This is a genomic window from Castellaniella sp. MT123 (assembly GCF_039614765.1).
Classification (GTDB): domain Bacteria; phylum Pseudomonadota; class Gammaproteobacteria; order Burkholderiales; family Burkholderiaceae_B; genus Castellaniella.
In genome coordinates this window covers 87,973-110,933 of sequence record NZ_CP154879.1, presented here as the reverse complement: position 1 = coordinate 110,933, position 22,961 = coordinate 87,973, and the positions used below count along the sequence as shown (strand labels likewise).

At 62.5% G+C, this 22,961-nt stretch carries 17 protein-coding genes and 1 tRNA gene; 9 read left to right on the top strand and 9 right to left on the bottom strand.

The features are described 5' to 3' along the window. From pelG to ABCV34_RS00470, 7 genes are read right to left on the bottom strand one after another with little or no spacing between them, the layout of a single operon-like run. Positions 1 to 1,377, bottom strand: a complete 1,377-nt coding sequence (gene pelG / locus ABCV34_RS00500) for an exopolysaccharide Pel transporter PelG (RefSeq protein WP_345797294.1) — start codon at positions 1,375 to 1,377, stop codon at positions 1 to 3. Continuing rightward, entirely contained in the window at positions 1,365 to 2,927 is a 1,563-nt protein-coding gene (gene pelF / locus ABCV34_RS00495; RefSeq protein ID WP_345797293.1) for a GT4 family glycosyltransferase PelF, read from the bottom strand. Before pelF ends, pelG begins: the two co-directional genes overlap by 13 nt. Next, positions 2,924 to 3,934 carry a hypothetical protein gene (locus ABCV34_RS00490; RefSeq protein WP_345797292.1) on the bottom strand — a complete coding sequence of 337 codons (1,011 nt, stop codon included), beginning with the start codon at positions 3,932 to 3,934 and terminating at the stop codon, positions 2,924 to 2,926. The genes pelF and ABCV34_RS00490 overlap by 4 nt, the downstream gene beginning before the upstream one ends. Next, entirely contained in the window at positions 3,931 to 5,292 is a 1,362-nt protein-coding gene (locus ABCV34_RS00485) for a PelD GGDEF domain-containing protein (protein ID WP_345797291.1), read from the bottom strand. Before ABCV34_RS00485 ends, ABCV34_RS00490 begins: the two co-directional genes overlap by 4 nt. 6 nt (positions 5,293 to 5,298) lie before the next feature. Next, on the bottom strand, positions 5,299 to 5,832 hold the full coding sequence (locus tag ABCV34_RS00480; RefSeq protein ID WP_345797290.1) for a penicillin-binding protein activator LpoB: 534 nt from the start codon (positions 5,830 to 5,832) through the stop codon (positions 5,299 to 5,301). 20 nt (positions 5,833 to 5,852) lie between these two features. After that, positions 5,853 to 9,650 carry a tetratricopeptide repeat protein gene (locus ABCV34_RS00475; RefSeq protein WP_345797289.1) on the bottom strand — a complete coding sequence of 1,266 codons (3,798 nt, stop codon included), beginning with the start codon at positions 9,648 to 9,650 and terminating at the stop codon, positions 5,853 to 5,855. After that, positions 9,643 to 12,303, bottom strand: coding sequence for a sugar ABC transporter (locus tag ABCV34_RS00470; protein WP_345797288.1), 2,661 nt, complete (start codon positions 12,301 to 12,303; stop codon positions 9,643 to 9,645). The genes ABCV34_RS00475 and ABCV34_RS00470 overlap by 8 nt, the downstream gene beginning before the upstream one ends. Before the next feature lie 312 nt (positions 12,304 to 12,615). Here ABCV34_RS00470 and hflK point away from each other — a divergent pair, with 312 nt between their 5' ends. The 4 genes from hflK to ABCV34_RS00450 all read left to right on the top strand — a co-directional run bounded on the left by hflK (position 12,616) and on the right by ABCV34_RS00450 (position 16,960). Continuing rightward, complete coding sequence (hflK, locus tag ABCV34_RS00465) at positions 12,616 to 13,821, top strand: FtsH protease activity modulator HflK (RefSeq protein WP_345797287.1); 1,206 nt, start codon at positions 12,616 to 12,618, stop codon at positions 13,819 to 13,821. Continuing rightward, positions 13,821 to 14,699 (top strand): protease modulator HflC, encoded by an 879-nt coding sequence (locus ABCV34_RS00460; protein WP_345797286.1) that lies wholly within the window; start codon positions 13,821 to 13,823, stop codon positions 14,697 to 14,699. The genes hflK and ABCV34_RS00460 overlap by 1 nt, the downstream gene beginning before the upstream one ends. Positions 14,700 to 14,767: 68 nt before the next feature. Next, the gene (locus ABCV34_RS00455) at positions 14,768 to 15,934 is read left to right on the top strand and encodes a divalent metal cation transporter (protein WP_345797285.1); all 1,167 of its coding nucleotides are present in this window, start codon (positions 14,768 to 14,770) and stop codon (positions 15,932 to 15,934) included. Positions 15,935 to 15,976: 42 nt separating this feature from the next. Then, entirely contained in the window at positions 15,977 to 16,960 is a 984-nt protein-coding gene (locus ABCV34_RS00450) for a TerC family protein (protein ID WP_345797284.1), read from the top strand. A 9-nt stretch (positions 16,961 to 16,969) separates the two neighbouring features. Here the strand turns inward: ABCV34_RS00450 and ABCV34_RS00445 are convergent. Continuing rightward, positions 16,970 to 17,044 (bottom strand) — tRNA-Arg (locus ABCV34_RS00445). A 140-nt stretch (positions 17,045 to 17,184) separates the two neighbouring features. On the opposite strand from ABCV34_RS00445, the gene ABCV34_RS00440 reads away from it, so the two are divergent. The 5 genes from ABCV34_RS00440 (at position 17,185) to ABCV34_RS00420 (ending at position 22,612) form a co-directional block, all read left to right on the top strand. Next, positions 17,185 to 18,084, top strand: a complete 900-nt coding sequence (locus tag ABCV34_RS00440) for a creatininase family protein (RefSeq protein ID WP_345797283.1) — start codon at positions 17,185 to 17,187, stop codon at positions 18,082 to 18,084. 173 nt (positions 18,085 to 18,257) lie between these two features. Continuing rightward, positions 18,258 to 19,382 carry a YncE family protein gene (locus ABCV34_RS00435; RefSeq protein ID WP_345798650.1) on the top strand — a complete coding sequence of 375 codons (1,125 nt, stop codon included), beginning with the start codon at positions 18,258 to 18,260 and terminating at the stop codon, positions 19,380 to 19,382. A gap of 138 nt (positions 19,383 to 19,520) precedes the next feature. Further along, on the top strand, positions 19,521 to 20,687 hold the full coding sequence (locus tag ABCV34_RS00430) for an alpha-hydroxy acid oxidase (protein ID WP_345797282.1): 1,167 nt from the start codon (positions 19,521 to 19,523) through the stop codon (positions 20,685 to 20,687). Between the two features lie 64 nt (positions 20,688 to 20,751). Further along, on the top strand, positions 20,752 to 21,981 hold the full coding sequence (locus ABCV34_RS00425; RefSeq protein WP_345797281.1) for a nucleoside recognition domain-containing protein: 1,230 nt from the start codon (positions 20,752 to 20,754) through the stop codon (positions 21,979 to 21,981). A 184-nt stretch (positions 21,982 to 22,165) separates the two neighbouring features. Beyond that, entirely contained in the window at positions 22,166 to 22,612 is a 447-nt protein-coding gene (locus ABCV34_RS00420) for a hypothetical protein (RefSeq protein WP_345798649.1), read from the top strand. A 16-nt stretch (positions 22,613 to 22,628) separates the two neighbouring features. On the opposite strand, the gene ABCV34_RS00415 is transcribed toward ABCV34_RS00420, so the two are convergent. Then, positions 22,629 to 22,955, bottom strand: a complete 327-nt coding sequence (locus ABCV34_RS00415; RefSeq protein WP_345797280.1) for a single-stranded DNA-binding protein — start codon at positions 22,953 to 22,955, stop codon at positions 22,629 to 22,631. Positions 22,956 to 22,961 lie beyond the last annotated feature (6 nt).

Here is a 22,961-nt window from a genome sequence, read left to right as displayed (position 1 = left end):
CTAGCCATATTGCTGCATCATGTAGGTTCGAAACTGCAAGCGGCCAAAGCAGCGGTCCAGGCAGTAAACGGCGACCACCGAAACGATCAGCAGCGCGCCAGCGAATCCGAAACCGAAATAGGCGGGGCCGAGCCACAGGGTCAGCCCCGTCAGGCCGGCATTCAGCACCAGAAACAGCGCGCTCAGCCACAAGACGATATCCCGCCGATCAAGATAAAAGAAGATGTTCATCACCCCCAGGAACAGCACCTGAAGGCCGGCGGCCACCACGTCGATCTGCAGCAAAGGCATGTACAGGTCGGAGATCCCAAGCACCTGCAGCAGCGGCCGGCCGAAGGCCACGATCAGCAGGCAGACCAGCGCCTGGATCTTGAGGATTTCATAGAGCCCTTCCCGGGCGCTGCGGACCATATTGCCATGCATCAGATCGATCTCCGCCAATGTTCCACCATCGAGAATCGCCTGATAGAACGCATGGTAGTACTCGACAAAGTCAGCCTCGATCCGCAGCAGGAACATCGCCATGCCCGGTATGACGGACAGATAGGCGAGAAAAATCGGAATATCGTAGATCAACGAGGCGCGCAGCGGCCCGATGACATCCTGTCCCGCGGACGAATACCAGAACATGAACTTGTCGACCCAGACGCCCAGGTTGAAGAACAACCCCACGAACACCAGGCTGTAATACAAGGCGTCTCGACGGAAAAAACCGCTGCTCAAATAATGGTCCGACGGATAGTTGTACCAGATCAACCCATTGGCGCCCAGAAGCAGCGCGAGATGCCCGATCACGACGCCCCCCAGCAGGCCTTCAGTGCCGTAGCGGTGCAAACCCACGGAACACAGGACGGCCAGTCCGTAGCCTATGGCGAAGATCAGCAGGATCGAACGATATTGCTTGACGCTGACCAGGAAAATCACCGCCATCCAGATATTGCCCAAGGTCACCAGCCCCATCAACATCAGGATACGATACGCCCACGATTGCCCGGAAAAGGCCGTGAACGTCAATACCAGGCCGACCCCGCCGCACAGAAGGGTCACCGCCAGGCACACGCCGTTGTAGCAAGGCAGCACGAGGTTATCCTGACGCGCGAACAGGCGATCCGACATGAAGCGGGTAAAGGCCAGCTGAAAACAACCGGACAAAATCAGGCTGACCGCGATCAGATACGTGACCGACACCTGAAATTGCGCGACCTTGGCTGGCGGATCGACCACGGAGGTCGTCAGCAGACCGATCAGCAGGGTTCCCAGAATTGACAGAATGAACGGGCCCGAGCTGATCATCCCCGCATAAAAATAGGCTTTGATCGTGCTGCCAAGCGTGTCGCGCGCAAGAATCCTGCGCAACTCGAATCCTATTCCGGCCATGGCGCCTCCTGGTGCTTCGGATGATGGCCCGCCCCGGCGCCGAGATCCTGATAGAGGCGCGAATACGTGTCGACCATGCGGGCGCGCGAGTAATAGCGCTCGACGCGTTCGATGCCTGCCTGCTGCGCCTGGCGCCAAGCCTGCGGGTCGCCCAGCATCTCGAGCATGGCGTCGGACAGCCCAACAGAATCCGCCATCTGGACGATCCGGCCCGACGGGCCGATCGCCTGGTCTTCCGATCCCTGTCCTTCGATCAGTTCGCGACAGGCTCCGACGTCGGTCGCCACCACCGGTACGCCTGCCGCATAGGCCTCCAGGATCACCAGCGGCAAACCCTCGCTGATCGAACTGAGCACGACGAGACCGGCCTGCGGCAAAATTTCGCGCACGTCGCGAAAACCCAGTAGCTGCACGCGGTCCTGCAACCCCAGCGCGGCAATCAACGCCCGGCATTCCTGCACGTAATCGGGATCCTCATCCTCCGGACCGACGATCCAGCCCTGGAGATCAGCCTGTCGACGCGCGCCGATGAAGATCGCGCGGATGAACATCTTGACATCCTTGATCGGCACGACCCTGCCGATCAGCACGGCCACCGGGGGAGCCACGGCAGGCCGCTGGTCCCGCAAAGGCCGATAGCGATCGATCTCGATGCCGTTGGGAATCACGCGGGTCCGGTCCGGTGCGGCGCCATCCTGTATCTGACGCGCTCGATTGCCCTCGTACAGGGCCGAAACAATTGCCGCGGCGTCATAGGTCATCGCCCCCAGCGTGCGGAAAAAGCGCATCCAGAGTTCCTGGAAATACGGGACCTGCACGAAATTGCGCTCCAGCAGCGACCGGTTGTCGTGAATCCATTCGCTCTGGAACAGATCGATCTGGCGTTCCTTCGTATAAATCCCGTGTTCGGATAACAGCAAGGGGATCTGCCGCCGGATATGCAGCAGCGCCCCCAAAAATCCCGCATACCCCGTCGACACCGCGTGACAGACTTTGACCGGAATCAGGGTCTCGGCCACCCGAATCAGCTTCCAGAGAGGAATGTGCATGATCCGCACAGTCCAGAAATAATCCGTGAACGACGGATCGGTGCAGAATTGTTCGTAACGCGCCCGTATTTCGTCCCAGGATTGCTGTCCATGCAGGAAGAGCTGCTCGGTGACGGGCCCGCCGGGAACGATCAGCGGCAACACATCGGCCAACCGGATCCCGGTTTCCTTTCCCATCAGGCCGAAATCATCGTGCAGATCGAAAATCCGCTGCATGGCGGCCTGCGGACATCGCGGCGGCTCATCCACGGGAACCTGGCGATCCGGATCGAACAGGAAAACCTCCTCGAAATGGACGACGTTGTCGGGCAGCGCATAGCGCGGCGCTCCGTAATCCGCCGCCCGGCCGCCGATGAACACAATGGCAAAGCGGTACTGCGGATACGCCCGCAACATGTCGGCCACCCAGGAAGAGACGCCCCCCGTCACATAAGGGTACGTACCCTCAAGCAATAAGGCGATGTCCGCCTGCTTGCCGCGGCGCGCTGTGATGTGTTTCATGCCCAGTACCTGGAAACCGACGCCAATTGACTGCTGCCCCCCATTTCCCCGACCTGCCGCATCCATGGTCCGATCTCGGAAAACCGGCCTTCCTGGAAAAGGGCCTCGCTCACCCAGGGCGCCAGTCGCGCCTCCCGCATGCCATGCTGGCGCGCGGCCTGAAAATGTTCCCGCGCCTGATCTGGGTGCCCATCGGCCAGGGCCACCCGCCCCAGCAGAAAATGGATGCCTGCCAGCCCCGGACGCAATTCCAGCGCTTCCCGGGCATGATTCACCGCCTGGTCCCGTGTATAGCGGCGCATATCCCCCTGAACCAGTCCGTGATAAACCAGCTCCCAATAGAGTTCCGCCAGACGGGCGTGATCCACGGCAGCCCAACGGGTGCCGCTGCGATGTCCCAGACGCGCCTGAGCCTCGGTGATCCGCTGCATGATGCGTTTCTCCTCCCGGTCCATGATGCCGTAAGCGAGCAGGCGGACCTCATCCTGGGAATCCCCCAGCAGGCTTCGCAAGAGCTCGCCCGTGACATGCAAGGGCAAGGTCCTGATCGCCATCATGGCGGCCATCCGTTCCTGCACCTGCACAACCGGATGGCTGACCTGATTGCGGGCCCGCGAAGCCGCGCCGGGACGGACACGATCCAGCAGCTTGGGCTCGAAGGACGGCATTTCGATCGTCGCGACATCCAGCCGCCGGCCCCCGCTCGGCAGCAGCGCGCGCATCAGCAGCGTTCCGCCCAGCACCAGCTGCCCGCCGACCGGCAGAAAGAGGATGAAACTCGTGTTGAACAGCAGCGGCTTCCAGGCCGGATGCCGCATGCGAAGCGGCATACAGTGGAAAAAGCACGCGGCGCTCGATAGCGCAGCCACCGCCTGCAGCCCCCAGAATCGCAGCAAAGGAGCGACGGCGCTGCCTGACGGATCGCCCAGTTGGCCCAGAGCGAAGGCCTGCACCAGCAGCGCCACCCCGCCCCAACCCACCGCCCGCGGAATATCCCGCCGAATCATGACCGATCCCACTGGGACATGAACCGCTGCAAGGTGAGCCCCGGGTCATCCGAATCCACGGCCTGGTTGTACACCCCGATGCGCGCCTGTTCGAAATCCAGGCCGAACTGAGCCTGCAAGGAAGCTTCCATGCGCGCCACATATCCATTGACTCCCTGCTCTCCGGCCAGCACCAGCAGCACCACCAAGACCTGCGCCTGCTCTGTTTCCAGCGGCCAGGCCAGATCCAGGGCACGGCGCTGCCGGACCATCTGAGCGAACACGGGGCGGTCGGTCCCATCGCGCCGGAACACCAGCGCCACCAGCTGCGACACCGGACCGTTCTCGCGTGCCAGATGTGCCAGGCGGCAGAGTTCCAGCGCAAAATCGGGCGGACAATCCGGGACTTGCCGCTGCACGCTGCGAATCAGCGGCTGGTCGCGCAAACTATCCGCATAATAGGCCAGCATGACCTGAATCAGCTGCAGGGTATCCGAGTTCAACGCCATGAAGAACATACGTCGGATCACCAGAATCCCCAGGCACTCTCCCGCCGCGGTACGCGCCGGCGCACAGATCAGATATCCCGACTCCCGGCCATCCAGCTCTCGCAAGTGCGCCAGCTTGCCCTTTTCCAGGCATTCCTGGACCAGCGGATCCTGCACGTCCAGCGGGAAATCCGGACCCACCGTCGCACAGGCTTGCAAGACGGCAGTCCCATCGTGCACGGCAAACATCGCAGCCTGATTGATCTGCGTGACCGAGGCCAGGTAATCGAGAAATGCGCGCGCATGCGGCAGAGCTTCGTCCGACGATCCCGGCACGACCCCCGCCCGCAGGCGGGCAAGCGTATCGCGCAGGGAAGTCGGCCGGGAGAGGAGTTCCTTCTCCAGCCGGTCATGCGAGACCCGCAACAGATAATGGCTGTTGGTGACGGACACCAGCCGGCTGTTCAGATAGCGGTTGGCGCTGGTCTCGCGCCCCAGCCGCGCTATCCAGCGGTCGGCGAAATGGCCCACGAAGATCAGCATCACGAAGGTGCCGGCGAAATAGTCCTTCGGAAACTGGCCACCCGCGCCATAGAACACCCACCAGTCCAGCAGCAGGAATCCCCCCCCGACGGCGCCCAGCAAGGCACCGTAGCGCAGGGAGAAGATCAGGGCATAGACCCCCAGCCAGGGGAAACCCAGCCGCAGCAGCAATGGGTCCTCGGGACTCAGGAACGCCAGCAGCAGCGTGGCGGCCGCCATCCCGACGACGATCTCGATCAAGGGAAGAAAACCGTGCGCCGAGGGCATCAGCCATCGTTGCCAATGCGGCTGCCTTTCGGAATCACCCGGATTGCGTCGGCGGCCGCTGCCGGTGGGACGTAAGCTCATGGCGGCTCAACGATTCCGGGGACGTAGCGGATCCAGCAAGCTGCGCACCAGACTCTGCGCCACACCCGACAGACTCGATCGGCTCCAGCCAGTGCGGCTGCCGGTCGCGCTCCAGATGGTCGCCCCGCTTTGCAGGTCGATCAGGCTGAACCCAAGGCCAATCGCCGGTTCGCCATCCACACCGACCTTGTAGCGCCATTCCTGTACCGATCCGGCAAGGGCATAACGGGCATGCGTCTGGCGCGCCCATTCCAAGGATTGAGCCAGAGTCCGGGCGTCACCGAAAAGCGGATCACCCGCATCCTGATCCGCATTGCGCAGCACCTCGGCGTGTCCCTGTGTCTGCAGAATGCCAAAGGCGATGCTGGCGGCGCGATGCCCCGCCTCCGGGGTTTCCGTGTAGTTGGCCATCGGCAGGACCGCTATCGCGTCCTGGCGCTGAATATCGGGAGCCGGCGCCATATCCACGGTTGAACAGGCGCTCAGCCCCAGAGCGGCACCCAGGACGAAGAAACAAACCCGCAGTGTCCGAATCATCATGAACCCCAAAAAAAAGATCGTTAATAGAACAAGCGATAAAACAGACCCACACGGGTGGTGGGCTGGCCACCTCCCTGCCCGGCGGCCTCATGCAAGGCATAAATGCCCAGACGGTCCCGACCCAGAACGCTGCCGCCCAGCCCACCCAGCACCCCCAGGCCCCAACCTTGCTGCCGGTCATGCATCCAGGACAACTCCAGAAACGGCCGCCATCCTCGCTGATACCGATCGCGACGTTCGTCGCCCAAGGTGAGCGCAAGTCCATATTGTCTGGAATCGGCCGGCATCAGATCGGCGGCATCCGGCACTTTCTGGTCAGGCATCATGCGGGCCAATTCGGGGACCGGCCCCGCCCTGGCAGCGTAATTCCAATGACTGAACCGGGTCTCGAGATTGAGCGGCGGCCCGTCCATCCGCAGGTGATAGCCGACGGTGCCAAGAAATCCGCGCCCTGTTCCAACCGTCGCGCCGCCTTGCGCCCGGTATCGGTCCATCTCGACGCTGCCATTGGCAAACCAGTCATGCTGGCTATCCCAGGACAATCCGAGCGAACCGAAGTCCCGGCTGCCGCCGACCGTCATGATGGACGTGATATCGGTGTCCTGATTGACGCCCGCCGAGGCGCTCACCCGCCAATAGTCGCTCAGCACCCAATCGGTCGATGCGCGAGCCATCCCGAATGCGCTCAGTCCCTGGCGCCATCCGAGCTGCAACGCGTCGTCATGGTCACGTCCCGCGTGCAGCAAGCTCAGGCTGCTGCTGCGATCGCGCGCGGGGACCCCGGGCAAGGTGCTGTCGTCGCGACTGGCATACCAGCGATCGATGCGCTGAACCTTGAGCCGCAGGCCGCTGGCCAGCGCGAGGCCGGCGTCCAGGATCGCGGAGCGGGTCTTCAGGTCGCCGACCGATGAAAAATCCATCGCAAGTCCCGCCGAGGGCCGATGACGCATCGCCACATCCCGCCAGACTTCAGCGTGCTCATCGTGATCGGGCGCTTGCTCGAATGTTTCGAAGGCCAGGGATTGTGCCTCTGGCACGCGATGCAGTCTGTCCAGAGCCTGGATTCTCGCGTCGCTGGTCAGCGCCGCCGCATTGCGCGTCAGGACATCCGCCAGTGCCGCGCGATCATCATCCTGCAGCGCCAGGGCCAGACGAACGTTATCAGGCTTGAGCATGTCCGCCACATACCGATCCGCCAGCCAGGCGCGAGCCAGGGCCTGATGTTCGCCGCTCATGGCCCACGCCAGGACGAGCGCACGCGCTGCGGCATCGACATGCCGGACATGATCGACGCCGGAAGACGCCTCCGCCGGCGAGAGGCTGGCCAGGCGGGGCACTCCCGGTGTATCGCCCAGCAGCGACCGCGCAACCGCCCGCTTCAGCGTATCGGGGGCACCCTCGCGCAATCGCCGTATCAGCAGACCCAAAGAGACGTCCCCCGCCCGATAGGTTTGCGCCAGGCTGATCAGTGCGTCCCGCTCATCCTGCGAGCCACCCTGGCTTTCGCGTCGTTGCAGCAATAAGCGCCATGCCTGCCGGCGGATCCGCCAGGCCATCTCCGGCTGGCCCACCGCCTCGCGCGCATCCGCGTAGGTGATCAGCCACAGCGGATCCTGCCGATCCCGCACCCCCTCGAGATCCATATACCTGAGCGCCTGGCGGGGCCGGCCAAGCTGCAGCGACGCAGCCGCGAGGACCGACGCGTATTCCGGTTCGCTGCCGTGCCTCCGTGCCAGATCCCCGGCGACCGTTCGCACGGAATCCAGATCGCCGTCGGCCAGCAAGGCCCAGAGATAGGAAATCCCGGTGCCAGGCTGGCTTCCCGGCAACCGATATGCCCGCCGCAGATCGTTCAGCGCGGCGGCCGGCTGTCCCGTTGCCTGCCGATAGGCCGCACGCGCCTCCAGCAAACCGGAAGACGCTTCGAAAGCGGTTTGCTGCGACGCATTCAAATTGGTCAGGAGCATCCCGATGCGGGACCAGGCATGGACCTGGTGATAGGACTCGATGGCCAGCTGAAGATCAGCCAGCGAACCCGTCCGGCGATAGGCGGCTTCGGCCACCCGGCCGACATCGATCGGGTGGCCGCTGTAAAAATACAGCATGCCGGCGAAGTCATCCTTATCCGCCCGCCCCTGCGCGAGCTGGCCCCGCATGCCGCGCTGAACATCCGCATCATCGCCCAGCAGGCGCGCCAGACCGACGTAGGAATCCCAAAAGTCCGCAGGCGCGGCGTGTCCGGCTGCGGCTGCCTGAGCTTGCCGCAAAGACTGCAGGGCATCCTGGGGCTGCCCGTGGGCATACAAGAGTGCTGCTTCATGCAATGCATAAGATGGGTCCGGCCCATAGCGCCGCTGCAGCTGCTTCCAGGTATCCAGCGACAGTGCATCATCGCCGGCCCGTAGGGCCAGGGCGGCCTGTAGCTCCAGCACGTGGCGATCCTGCCCGTGGCCGAGCTGCTGCTTCAGATAGCCGAGCCCCTCCTCGGGATCGCCGAGCCGTTCGTAGGCCGCCACGACTTCGGTCACCAGATCCACCCCCTCGGGCAGCGACTGTGGCGGCGCATGCAGCAAGGCCTGCAGATACATGGCATCGTCGCCCAGCTGCGGTGCCATCCGCAGAACGCGGCCCCAGGCGGCGGCATCGTCGAACTCGCGCCCAGCCGCGAACCATGCGGCCAGGGCAGTCTTGGGCTGCCCATCCCATTCGGCCACCTGCGCCAGACGCGGCAACCAGACGCGTCGGTCCAGAAAGGGCTTGCGCAAGGCCCGCTGGGCGATATCCATGGCATCCTGCAAAGATCCGCTTTCGACGAAAACGCGATACAGCAGCTCGTAGTCCTCGTGAGTCCGCACCTGGGCGGGGGTTTGCCCGACCGGCGCATCGGCCACTCGATAAAGGTTCCCCGACGGCATCCAGCCCGACAGGATCGCTCCCCGCTCACCATCCAGATATCGGGGGCCCAAAGCAAGCTGACGCGCGAGCGCCCTGCCGTAATGCCGGACCATGTCCGCCCTGCCCGCCTGCTCGGCCAGCCGGATCAGAAACCGCAGGACATGAGGATCGTCGGCCAGGGCGCCCAGGTATTTTTCGGCCAGATCACACGCCCGGTCAGCCTGGTTTCCCGATTCCAGGGCGCGCAATGCCGCCAGGAAATTCTCACGTTGTCCGGACAGCGACCCCGACCGCTGCTGGGCGCTGAAATACGCCTGGGCCGCCAGCTCGTACTGCCCCGACGATTGCGCCACCTGGCCCAGGGTGGCATACCATTGCCCCGCCCGCGGAACGTCCGTCCTGGCTAACCGCCGATACAAGACGAGGCTGACATCCCCGGCACCGATCGAATACGCGGTGCCGGCAAGATAGGCCATGGTCGGGACGTCCATGTCCCGTCCCGCCAGATCATGCAACAGCTTGATCAGTCTGCTCTTCTGTACGGTCCGCTCCGGATCCGAAACAGGATGCTCGAAGGTCTTTTGCGCCACCGCCCTGACCTGCAGCCTCATGGCGGCCTGACGGGTCGTCGCATCCCCGATCGCATCGAGGCGCACCGCGGCACGATAGGCATCGTCCCACCGGCCCAACCCGAGATACTGCCGCGCCAGGATCTCCTGCAATCGGGGCGAATCCGGCTGGACCCGCAGCCAGGCATCGAGGTACGAAATGGACAGATCCGACGGTTTGCCGGACACTAGATCCCGGGCCATGCGCCCCATCTCCGGTCGCGCAAGCGCCAGCATCAGCAAAACCAGGATGGCCAACGCCGCCAGCAGCCAGGGCGAAACCAGACGAGGCTCGGCTGCGGGAGAATCAGTCACACGACACCTCGACCTGATGCTCCTGAACCGGTTTGGCCGCCGTGCCGCTCAGCCAGATCGTTTGCCTGGCTGATCTATGTTCTCCGTCCACCTGAACCCGGCAGCCATCGGCCCCTTTCAGAACCAGGAAGGGCCGGTAATATCCGCCGAACCGAAACCGCATATTGCGGCCTTCCCGCTGGAAGGACCGGATCATGCCGGCCGCTTCGGCCACCTGCGGATACCGTCCGCGATCCTGGTCGGCCAGCGCGAACGCGGCGCGGGATGCCCCCATGTGGACATAGGTGCCATCCGGACCCGGCCAGTACCCTGCGATATTCCGGGATCCGTCGAGCCTCGGCACCTGCTGGCGCGGCCAGCGCAGCTCCCGCAGCCACTCGCCGGACTGGATGAGCCAGCGGCCGCCCTTGCGCCCAACAGCCACATGCCGCCAATCCAGTACCCGGTGGATGTATTCACTGGTGTAGATGGGATAAACCGGCTCCCTCAGCGCAAAATCATAGGATTGTTCGAGCGCCTTCAAGGAAGCGATCTTGGTGGCGGAGTAGAAATGATAGTAGAGGTTGATCGGCTTGAACCGGATTGGGGATCCGGTCAGCGCGAAGGTTTGCCGGACATTGCGATAGCCATAGTAGGGTCCCTGCCAGTCGTCGGTGTAGACGTTCTCGTTCATCGCGCCCACATAGACCTGGTAATGCGAATCGCCAGGCCCCTTGGAAACACCGATAGGCGCGATTGCCGTCCAGGTCTTGTTCGCCTCGGTGATGGTCGTATCCCCGCCATTGATGTTCAGGACACCCGCCTGCGCGGTCTTGGCCAACGCACGCGCCGAAGGCATGGCGTCCCCCGACCACTGAAGGACAAGCACCCGCTTCCCCGGGGGGGCCAGACGCGTATTGATGTAGTCGATCGACCCGCTGATTTCCTTGTCGAGATCGAACGTATACCCTGGAATCTTCAGATAGAACGATCCCTCGCTTTGATTCTGTTCGATATCGGCGCGCCCCGCTTGAGAGCCTTCGACTTTGTCCCACTCGAAGGGATGCGAGAACGTATGGCTGGCCAGTTCCACGTTGGGCAGGGCGAATATCTCGCGCGCATACTGTTCCAGCGTGCCCGACAGCCGAGGATACATGCCGTCGCGGCCAATCTCGCCCTGGATCACGGACACGGTATGGGGAATCGGGTATTTCTTCAGTATCCTGTCCCGCAGCACTTGCGCACTGAACTGGTTCCCCGGGAATTCCGCCTTGGACGCAAAGCCGTCGCCGTCGATATGAACGAATAAAAGCCGCACGCCGTTTTCCGTCGTCACGACGGGAACGGGCATCAGCGGCAACCGAAGGGCCTGGCGGAAAAATTCGAGCGGCTGTAGCACCCATCGATCGCCGGGCAAACCGGCAATCGACACGACCGTCATGTTGTCCAGCGCGAAACCGCCCCATCGCGTCAGCCCCGCCATGTCATATTGCCGATCGCCCACCCCCACCGTGAGCAATGCCCGCCCGCCGGACCCGACCCGAAAACCGCTGAGCGCCCGCGGATCGGGGGCCGGCATGGTCTCGAACCCCATGATCGGGTCGCGATGCACAATCCGGACCCTGGCCAGCGGGTCCGGTTTCCCCGGACTGAGCTGCAAATCCAGCGCGCGCGCCTGCAATGGCCCAACGTCGAAACCAAACGTACCCATGACGGCCACCGGCATGCCTTCGCGGACCCTGTCGAGCAGCCAGTCCCGCCAAGCGCGGGGGTGGGCAGGCCGATCATTGAGCGCCACGACCACGCCCGCGTACCGGTCCCGGGTCAGGCGGGCCGGCAGATGGTCCACATCGACATAATCAAGCGCATAGCCCAACTGATTCAGGGGCATCGCATACAAGCGCACCCCGGTGCTCTGATCGATCGGTTCCTTGGATACCGGCTGCACCACGAGGATCTTCCGGGGCAAGACCTCGAGCGCCCCGACACCGATCACCGACATGTCGGGATCCGTGACGTACGGCGTCAGCCCCTCTTGCACGAGCGCCTGTGCCCGTGTCCGGCGACAGCGCAGATCATGCAGCTTGCAGTAATCCACCGTTACGACAGGCAGATTTTCGACTGCCCGCAAACGGCGGACATCATCCAGGGCGCGGGCTTGCAAGACTGGCGACGTCTGCTCCACCAGCCCATTGCGAACGATTCCGCGCGTATGCAGGCCGTCCACCACCACCGCCCGCAGCCGCCTGGCATCGGCGAGGGCCAGATCCACATGGTTGCGCAGAATCAGCGGTGTGCCCGCGTCATGTCGCCGGAATATCCGCAGCACCTGCCGCATGCGTTCCCGGGCCTGGGGGTCGTCCTGGCCCAAGGCAACCCCGTCATCCAGCAGAAAACCCGTGTAGCCTTGCGCTTTCAGAGTGGCGAGCCGCCCATGGACGACAGCGGACGGATCCCGAACCAGCTGGATCAGATCCGCTGTCCGCAGACGTGCAAACCACTGACTTGGCCCTGGCCTGGCGGCGGCATCCGGTAATCGGGTCTGGGCCGGATCCAGCACGACGATGTCGAAGGCCTTGAGCTGATCGGCCGGGGGATCGGCCTGGTAATACAGGGCGATGTCGGGTACCGACGCCGCATCCGGCGGCGCAGCCCCCGCCACCCCTGCGGCCATCAGACCAAGCGCCAACCACAAAAAAAGACTGCACCGTGTGCACATCGATGCCGACATCCGGCCGTTACCTCAGGGAACCATCATGAAAGTGCAGGAACACACCCTCAAAAACTGTCAAAAAAAATGGGAATCAAAGTACGGCCCGATGAACCCATGTCAATTATGACATAAATAAATATACAATAAACACATAGTAATAGCGAGTTGCAAAATAGAAACAGAACCCGCCGCGCGACGCTGAACGCGCATGGGCAGGCGTCTGGGGCCGGCCAGACTGGCGGCTCTTGAAGCGATGGAAATCACGGTACCCACATGATGGATACCTACAAAAACCGGCTTAGCCAGCGGAAACTTCGATTAAGCGTTTATTCAGCATTTCTGTTATTTAATGCTGAGTTCCCAAAAGCATGTAGGCTTTCCTGGGCCAGGATTCCCCTATTTCGAGTATTTCAAAGCACCATGTCTTCACAAAATGATGAAGGTGGCGTTATGCCCGATGCTGCGCACCCGGATGCCTCCGCGCCCAATCAAACCGGCAATGGGCTATTTCACAGAATGCGTTATGGCCTGCGTGTGCTGGGACTTGAAGGCCGCGGCTTGTGGTTGCTCTCATCCCTCATCGTGATTGCCTGGCTGGCCAGCGGCATCTACAAGGTCCAGCCCGAAGAACAGGGACTTGAGCTGCGTTTTGGAAAATGGATAAGCACAACCGAACCTGGTTTGCATTACCATTTTCCGTGGCCGATAGAAACTGTTTACCTCCCCAAGGTCACCCAGATCAATCAGATCCATCTGGCCAATTTGTACGAAGGCGGCCCTCAGACGCAGAGCACCAATTCGCGCGAAAAGCAGATGCTGACGGGAGACGAAAATATTGTCGAGGCCGATTGCACCGTGTTTTGGCGCATCAAGAACGCGGGAGACTTTCTGTTCAAGGTGAAAGATCCAGAAATCTCGCTAATCATTGCAGCCGAAAGTGCCTTACGCCATACGGTCTCGCACACCCCCATTCAAGCGGCCATGTCCAATCAGCGCCAGCAGGTGGCTGACGAAACCCGCACCTTGCTCCAGAAGTGGCTGGACGAGGAACATGCCGGTATTCTGGTGACGCAGGTACAGATGCAGCGGGTAGACCCGCCGTCTGCCGTGATTGACGCTTTCAATGACGTCCAGCGCGCTCGGGCCGACCAGGAGCGGGAGCGAAATGAGGCTCAAGCCTATAGCAATGACGTCATCCCCAAAGCGCGTGGCCAGGCCGATCGCATTATGCAGGAGGCATTGGCCTACAAAACCAAGACCATCAATCTGGCGCAAGGCAAAGCCCAGCAATTTCAAGCAATAGAACAAAGCTACACCAAGGCCAAGGACGTCACGTCATGGCGCCTTTATATGGAAAGCATGGATGAAGTGTTTAAAAAGGCCGGCAAGGTCGTGATTGACTCGTCCGGAAAGGGCGTGTCCGGCGTCGTGCCTTATATGTCGTTGCAAGACAAAGTCCAACCGGCTGGAGCACACTGATGCAGCGGGCTATACGCATTACGGTCGCGGTGACGGCGGTAGCCGTATTGTGGCTGCTGTCCTCCAGTGTTTATACCGTGGAAGAAGGACAGAAAACCTTGGTCATCCGGCTTGGCGCGGCCATAAAGGTGGATGAGCAGCCAGGACTCAAGTTTAAATTGCCGCTGGTGGATTCGGTGCAGTATTACGACGATCGTCTACAAACGCTCGCACCGCCTCCGGAGGAAGTGATTCTGGGCGATGAGAAACGCCTGGAAGTGGAAACCTATACCCGATACCGCATCACCGACCCTTTGCGGTTTTACCAGTCTGTGCGCACCGAGCAGCAAGCCAGGATACAACTGACGCAATTGGTCAGCACGTCGCTGCGCCGTGAACTGGGTAAGGTCAAGATCCAGGAACTATTGTCGTCGGAGCGCGGCAAGATTGCGTCCTTGATTCAGCAAGAGGTCGTGCAGCACGCGCCGCCTTTGGGTTTGCAGGTAACGGAAGTCCGATTGCACCGTGCGGATTTGCCTCTGGCAACCAGCCAAGCCATCTATAACCGGATGAAATCCGCTCGGCAGCAAGAGGCCAGCCAACTCCGCGCGCAAGGCAACGAATGGGCACAGCAGATACGCGCAAAAGCCGATAGTGAGCGTACCGTCATCTTGTCGCAAGCTCAGCGCCAAAGCGCCATTATTTATGGCCAGGCCGACGCACAAGCCAACGACGTCATGGCGAATGCTTTCCGCAGCGACCCCGGCTTCTATAAATTCGACCGTTCGTTACAAACCTATCGCGAAGCATTGGCCAATTCCGCGATTACGCTGGTGTTGTCTCCAGACGCTGCTGTGCTGCACGACTTCGAGCATGGCCCCGCCACCCCCAAGCCGTGATCACTCAGACCTTATCGCTGACTCGCCTGAAAAGGTTTGCTTCTGTCGCCGGGCCCGGTCTGGTCGTCATGCTAGCCGATACCGATGCCGGCAGCGTGATTACCGCCGCCCAGAGCGGAGCCCAGTGGGGCTACCGGCTGCTGCTGCTGCAGCTTCTCATTATTCCCTTGCTGTTCGTCGCCCAAGAGCTCACCGTCCGGCTTGCACTGTCAACCGGCAAAGGTTATGGCGAGCTGATTTTGAAACGCTTTGGCCCCTGGGTCGCCACCGTGCCCATGGTGACCTTGATCATCAGTTGCTTCGGCGCCCTGGTCACCGAAATGAGCGGCCTGGCTGGAGTCGGACAGCTGTTCGGGGTACCCGTCTGGCAAACAGTTGGCATCGTTGCACTGGCCATATTTGCGATGGTGTGCTCGGGCAACTATAACACCGTCGAGCGGGTTGCCCTTGTGCTGGGTGTTTTCGAGTTCGCGTTTTTTGTCGTGGCCTGGCACGCTCGGCCAGATTATGGACAAATGCTTGCCCAGTTGAAGGACATGCCTTTGACTGACCGCAATTATTTATATTTACTCGCGGCCAATCTGGGCACCAGCATTATGCCGTGGACCATTTTCTATCAGCAATCGGCCTTGATTGACAAAGGCCTGGATATTTCTCATCTCAAGGCAGCCCGGCTGGATACATTCAGCGGCGCTGTATTATGTCAGATTATTACAGCAGCCGTGCTGATTGCAGCAGCCGCGGCCTTTGGCGCGCACGGCGGCGGCATGATCCTGGACAGTGTGCCGCAAATTGCGCAGGCGTTCACTGCGGTTTTAGGCGAAAACGCCGGGCGGATAACCTTTGCCATTGCACTCAGCGGCGGCGCGCTGGTCGCTACCATCGTTGTGTGTCTATCCGCCGCGTGGGCGATGGGCGAAATTTCTGGCAGACGCCATTCCCTGGCCGACCACCCACGCGATGCGCCGTGGTTTTACGCCGCATTTGGCTTGATGCTGCTGGCGGGCGCCATACTGGTTTCGTCGGGCGTCAATCTGGTGCGCCTGGCGATTGCCACGGGAGTCATCAACGCCTTGTTGTTGCCCGTGGCGTTGGGATTTCTTTACTGGCTGGCTCGGAACGAATTACCCGCGCAGCATCGCCTGAAGGGCGCTTATGCATGTTGTGTAGCGGCTATTTTTCTCATTACCGCCAGCGTCGGTTTGTACGCTGGTATCAGCGGGGCACTGGGATGAGAACTCTCCGTGGCTGCCGGCCCGCGCACCAGGGTGTCCACAATGGAATTCAATAGCCTTGTCCATGCGCCAAGCGCGATATTCCAGATTTTCTTTCTGGATTTGATCCTGAGCGGCGATAACGCGCTTGTGATTGCATTGGCCTGTCGTTCTTTGCCAAGGCCCTTGATGGCACGCGCCATCATGATAGGCACCGCGATTGCGATCGTATCGCGTATTCTGCTGACGACGGTCGTCAGTTTCCTGCTTGAAGTTCCTTTTCTGAAATTGATCGGGGCCGTGTTATTGGCGGTCATTGCGATCAAGCTGCTGCTGGCGCTCGAAGACCCATCGCACGAAGCCGGGTCATCGGCCGCTGGCAGCTTGGGATCCGCGGTAGCCATGGTTGTCGCGGCGGATTTTGCAATGAGCATGGACAATGTCGTTGCGATTGCCGCCGTCGCTCAAGGAGATGTGGTCTATCTGATACTGGGCCTGTTGTTGAGCATGCCGCTGTTGATGACCGGGAGCCTGTTTGTCAACCGGTTGTTCCAAAAATACCCGGAACTTGTCCCTGCCGGCAGCATCTTGCTTGGCTGGATTGCCGGGCAACTGGCGGTTTCGGACCCGCTCCTGTCTACCTGGGTCGATACCCAGGCACCGGCGCTGACCATCGTCGTGCCTTTGTTGTGCGTCGTGTTTGTCCTTTGCGAAAGCCGCATTATCCGCCGCCAACGTCAGCGTTTGGGAGCGCCGCCAGCGGGCAGCTTATTCACGCGCAAGACGACTCTCGATGCCGCACTTGGTGATGTTGAACTTGTTTTGGCACACGACACGGTCACCCGCCCGATCGAACCTGCTCGGTCGTCAGCAGGACCGGCTGTCGATGGCAACATGATGGATCAACGACAGGCCGATGCGAACGGCCCGACAAATCGTCCGCGATCCCATCCTGTGGCGCTATGGAGCTTCGCGATCATTCTTTGCGTAAGTCTGGCGACATGGCCTTTGATATGGGGCGTCATGTATTGGATAAAGCACGGCTGATCGCCGTACTGGCGTCTCCTGCAGGAATCGAACCTGCAATCTTCCCTTAGGAGGGGAAAGTTATATCCATTTAACTAAGGAGACACTGCGGCGGTGCATGAACGCAACACCCGGGATACCGCGTCACAGGTGGACAAACACGTCGCGGCAGCTTGGTAGTATAAAACACGCACCCGGGCAACACGGTCGTCGTTGCCGGTTTTTCCGAGCAAAGGCGGCTTTTCATGCTTCGATCGCATCACCCGCAGCGCTGGCGCACTCTGTCCGCCATCTGCCTGACCCTGACTTGTGTGGCGGGGTTCGACACCGCCGCCCTGGCTCGTGCGCCATCCACCGTCTATCTGGAAGACATGACCTCGCCCGAGCTGCGCGACCGGATCGCGGCGGGCACCACCACCATCCTGATCCCTATCGGCGGCACCGAGCAAAGCGGACCGAACATCGCGCTGGGCAAGCATAATGCCCGCGTCCATATCCTGGCCGGCAGGATCGCCCAGGAACTGGGCAACGCGGTGGTGGCGCCGACCATCGCCTACGTCCCGGAAGGTTCGATCACGCCCCCGACGGCCCATATGCGCTTCACAGGCACCATCTCGGTGCCCGAACCCGTCTTCGAATCCGTGCTGGAATCGGCCGCCCGCAGCTTCCGGCAGCACGGCTTCAAGGACATCTTCTTTCTGGGCGATCACGGCGGCTACCAGCGCAACGAGACAAAGGCCGCCACCCGGCTGAACAAGGAATGGGCGGCGGATCCTCGGGCGCGCGCCTATGCCTTGCTCGATTACTACCAGGTTACCCAGACCGCGTTCATCGACGCATTGAAAAAACGTGGCTATTCCACGGCCGAAATCGGCACCCATGCGGGGCTGGCGGATACATCCTTGTCGATGGCGCTGGACCCTGCCCAGGTACGCAGCCAGCTGCTGCCGCACGGCGGGCAATGGACCGTGCACGACGGGGTCTACGGCAACCCCACCCGATCCAGCGCCGAACTCGGCCAGATCGGCGTGCGCCTCATCGTCGATACGTCGGTCGCCAGCATCCGTCGACAGGTCGAACAGCACGCGGCCGGAGGCCGCCCGGCTCAAGTCCCCTCTTCTCAAAGTCACTCCGCCAAAAAATAGGGAGTTTCATCGTGGTATTGAAAAAAGTGTCCGCGCCGCGCGCGGTCCTGTCCGCAGCCGCCATCCTGGCCATCGGCCTGTCGGCGGCGCAGGCTGCCCAGGCAGCGGGAACCGCGGCATCCGCGCCGGCCCAGGCATCGGCTGCACCAGCCGCCATCCAGACGGTGCCGGGCATGCCGCCAGTGATCAATCCGCACAATCTCTACAGCGAAACAGGCCCTGGCCACCTGAGCGCCGCCGTGCAAAAGGACCTGCCTCGCGTCTACGTGCCCAATCTGCGCTCCAACGACGTCTACGTGATCGACCCCGACACGCTGAAGGTCGTGGACAAGTTCAAGGTCGGCAAGGGTCCGCAGCATGTGGTGCCCTCGTGGGACCTGCGTACCCTGTGGGTCGCCAACAATGCCGAGCGCAGCAATGACGGCAGCCTGACGCCGATTGATCCCGCTACGGGCAAACCTGGCAAGGAAGTGGCTGTCGACGATCCCTACAACATGTACTTCACGCCCGACGGCAAGTCCGCCATCGTGGTGGCCGAAGCGCGCAAGCGGCTGGACTTCCGTGATCCGCACACGATGGCCATGCAGTATTCCATCGACGTGCCGCAATGCGGCGGCCTGAACCACGCGGATTTTTCCATCGACGGAAAATACGCGCTGTTCACCTGCGAATTCGACGGCAGCGTGGCCAAGATCGACATGGTCAACCACAAGGTCATCGGCTATCTGCAGTTGCCCATGCCCGCGACTCGCATGCAGGAAAAAACCGCGGCTGATGCCAAGCACGCCAAAAAAATGAAGATGCCCCGGAAAGGCATGCCGCAGGACGTGCGGATCTCGCCCGACGGCAAGCGCTTCTACATCGCCGACATGGAAGCCGACGGCGTGCACATCGTCGATGGCGACGCATTCAAGGTGATCGGCTTCATCCCGGTCGGCCTGGGCACTCACGGCTTGTATCCCAGCCGCGACGGAAAATCGCTGTACATCACCAGCCGCGGCACGCACGCGATTCATGGCAAACCTAAAGGCAAGGGCGGTGTGGCGGTCATGGACTTCGCCACCGACAAGATCGTCGCCGACTGGCCGATTCCCGGCGGCGGCAGCCCCGATATGGGCAACGTCAGCGCCGATGGCAAATGGCTCTGGCTGTCGGGCCGGTTCGACGACATGGTCTACCGGATCGACACGAAGACCGGAGCCGTCAACCAGATCAAGGTCGGCCAGGAACCTCACGGCCTGACGGTCTGGCCGCAACCCGGACGCTACTCGCTGGGCCACACCGGCAACCTGCGCTGAAGCAGGCCGGGCAGCGACCCGATGGACATAAAACGCAGTCTCGTCGGGTCGCCAGCGCCGGTCGCGCGGACTTCGCGCGCCGGCACCGGGGCTATCCAAAAAGGGGTATAAAACAGGCACCGACAACCGGAGACCCCCTTGCCTGCCCTGAACAAGATCACCTGCATCGAAGACTTCCAACGCATCGCCCGGCGGCGCGTGCCCCGCATGTTTTATGACTACATGGACTCGGGCTCATGGACGGAATCCACGTATCGGGCCAACGAGGCGGACCTGCGGGCGCTGAAGTTCCGCCAACGCGTCGCAGTGGATATCGCCCAGCGCAGCCTGCGCAGCCGGATGCTGGGGGAAGACGTCGCGATGCCCGTGGCCCTGGCGCCCACGGGCCTGACGGGCATGCAACGCGCCGATGGCGAGATCCTGGCGGCCCGGGCGGCTGAACGCTTCGGCGTACCGTTCACGTTGTCGACCATGAGCATCTGCTCGATCGAGGACGTGGCCGCGCACACCAGCCGGCCCTTCTGGTTTCAGCTGTACGTGATGCGCGACCGCGATTTCATCGGCCGCCTGATCGACCGCGCCCGCACGGCACGATGTTCCGCGCTGGTCGTCACACTGGACCTGCAGGTCATGGGCCAGCGCCACAAGGACATCAAGAACGGCCTGTCCACGCCGCCGCGTCCCACCCTGGGCAACCTGATCAACCTGGGCACCAAGCCCCAGTGGTGTCTGGACATGCTGCGCACACAACGCCGCAGCTTCGGCAACATCGTCGGTCATGCGCGCGGCGTCGCCGACATGCGATCGCTGGCATCCTGGACGGTCGAACAGTTCGACCCGACGCTGAACTGGAACGATCTGGCCTGGATCAAGGAACGCTGGGGCGGCAAGCTGATCGTCAAGGGCGTCATGGACCCGCAGGATGCCCGCCACGCGGTCGATGCCGGGGCCGATGCCCTGATCGTGTCGAACCATGGCGGGCGCCAGCTGGACGGCGCCCCCTCGTCCATCGCCGCCCTGCCTGCCATCGCCCAGGCGGTCGGCGACCGGATCGAAGTCCTGATGGACGGGGGCATCCGCAGTGGTCAGGATATCCTGCGCGCCGTGGCGCTGGGCGCACGCGGCGTGCTGATCGGCCGAGCCTTCCTGTACGCGCTGGCCGCCGCCGGTGAAGCCGGGGTGGTCCGGGCGCTGGAACTCATGGCCAACGAACTGGACGTCACGATGGCGTTCTGCGGCCGTACCCGGATCCAGGACGTGGATCGCAGCGTCCTTGTAAACCCGGCCGCGGCAGGCGCCCTGTAAGGGTCCGCGCCATGACCCAGACCCACCAATCAGACCACGCTCACCGACTGGACGCCAATCCTTCATGCTGAACGTCCTGTGGCTCGGATTCTTCCTGATCGCGGCGGTCAGCGCCCTGTTTCAGTGGCTGGTGCTGGGTGACCCCGGCATCTTTGCCCGGTTGATCGCCAGCCTGTTCGACATGGCCGACCTGTCGGTGAAGGTCATGCTGCTGCTGTTCGGCACGCTGACGCTCTGGATGGGATTCCTGCGCATCGCCGAATCCGCGGGTCTGGTGCAAGGACTGGCGCGGCTGCTCGGGCCGCTGTTTCGCCGCCTGATGCCGGGGGTTCCCCCGGGGCACCCCGCCCTGGGGCTGATGACCCTGAATTTCGCCGCCAACGCGCTGGGGCTGGACAATGCCGCCACCCCCATCGGGCTGCGCGCCATGCACGCACTGCAGACGCTGAACCCCGAACCCAAGACCGCCACCAACGCGCAGATCCTGTTCCTGGTGCTGAATTCCTCGTCCCTGACCCTGCTGCCGGTGTCGATCTTCATGTACCGGGCCCAGCAGGGCGCGCCCGACCCGACCCTGGTGTTCCTGCCCATCCTGCTGGCGACCTCGGCCTCTACGCTGACCGGCCTGCTGTCCGTCGCCTGGATGCAGCGGCTGCGGCTGATCGACCCGGTCGTGCTGGCCTGGCTGGGCACCGGCGCCCTGCTGCTGGGCGGATTCATGGCCCTGCTGGCCACCATCAGCGCCAGCGCCGTGGCTGCCCTATCGTCGCTGCTGGGCAATCTGGTGCTCTTTGGCATCATCATCGCCTTCCTGATCGCCGGCGCCTGGAAACGGATTCCCGTCTACGAAAGCTTCATCGAGGGTGCCCGGGACGGCTTCGACGTCTGCAAGAACCTGCTGCCCTACCTGATCGCCATGCTCTGCGCCGTCGGCGTCCTGCGGGCATCGGGCGCGCTGGATCTGGTGCTGGACGCCATCCGCTGGGCGGTGAGTGTGGCCGGGCTGGACACGCGATTCGTCGATGCGCTGCCCACGGCCCTGGTCAAGCCGTTTTCGGGCAGCGCGGCGCGCGCCCTGCTGATCGAAACGATGCAGCACACGGGGCCGGACAGCTTCGCATCCCTGCTGGCCGCGACCGTCCAGGGCAGCACCGAAACCACGTTCTACGTGCTGGCGGTGTATTTCGGCGCCGTGGGCATCCAGCGCGCCCGCCATTCGGTGGGCTGCGCCCTGCTGGCGGATCTGGCCGGCGTCCTGGCATCCATCGGCGTGTGCTACTGGTTCTTCGGATAAGTCGCCGGCGCGTCGCTACAATGGTTCATATGCCCCGCGGCACCGGCATAGCGTTTCCCGCACGCGGGTCCGTTTTCGAACACACCACAGGAAGACCTCGATGTCCGTCCGTTTCAACCCACGCACATCCATCCGGGGCATCCTCGCGGCGGGCGCCTGCCTGTGGCTGGTCGGCTGCGCCAATATGGCGGACACGCCGCCGGGCACCCCGCTCGCCCAGGTGGAAGCGAAATTCGGCGTCCCCACGCTGCAATGCACGGACCGGCAGGGGCGCGAGCGCGTCATCTGGTCGCAACAGCCTTTCGGGCAATACGCCTGGGCATCCACGGTGGACCCCCAGGGCCGCGTGGAATCCGTGCAGCCGATCCTGACGGACGAACACTTCGAGGTCCTGAAACAGGGTACCTGGACGCCGGACCAGGTGCGCTGCGAATTCGGCCCCCCGGCCTTCACCGACGCGGTGGGCCTGCCCAGCGTGCGCCAGATTGTCTGGAACTACCGCTACAAGCAGGATCACGTCTGGAATTCGCTGATGTTCGTGTTTTTCGGCCGTGACGGGGATCACGTCACGAAATTCCACCCGGGGCCCGATCCCATGTACGACCACGAGGATCGGGAACCGATATTCTGAAGTGCCCGAGAATTGACTATTCTTCGAGGGCGTGGCGCTTGCGCCGCACCTGATAGGTCGACAGCAGACCATGGGCCACCATGTTCATGCCCGGCCGGTACTCGCCCGAGGGGGTCTGGACAACCTTGGGCACCAGATGACCCGACAGCGCCACGCTGTCGCCGTCGGTCAGGGCCAGCAGGGCGGTCTGTACGGAATCCTCGAATGCGACGACATCGCACATCAGCAGGTCGCCGTTGTTGGTCCAGACCTTGGCCCTGGCCGTGACATAGAGATTGCCGGCCTTCCCGGTGCTTTGTCTGGGACTGCCGAACAACTTGCCTTGGACCAGTGCATCAATCATCAGTGC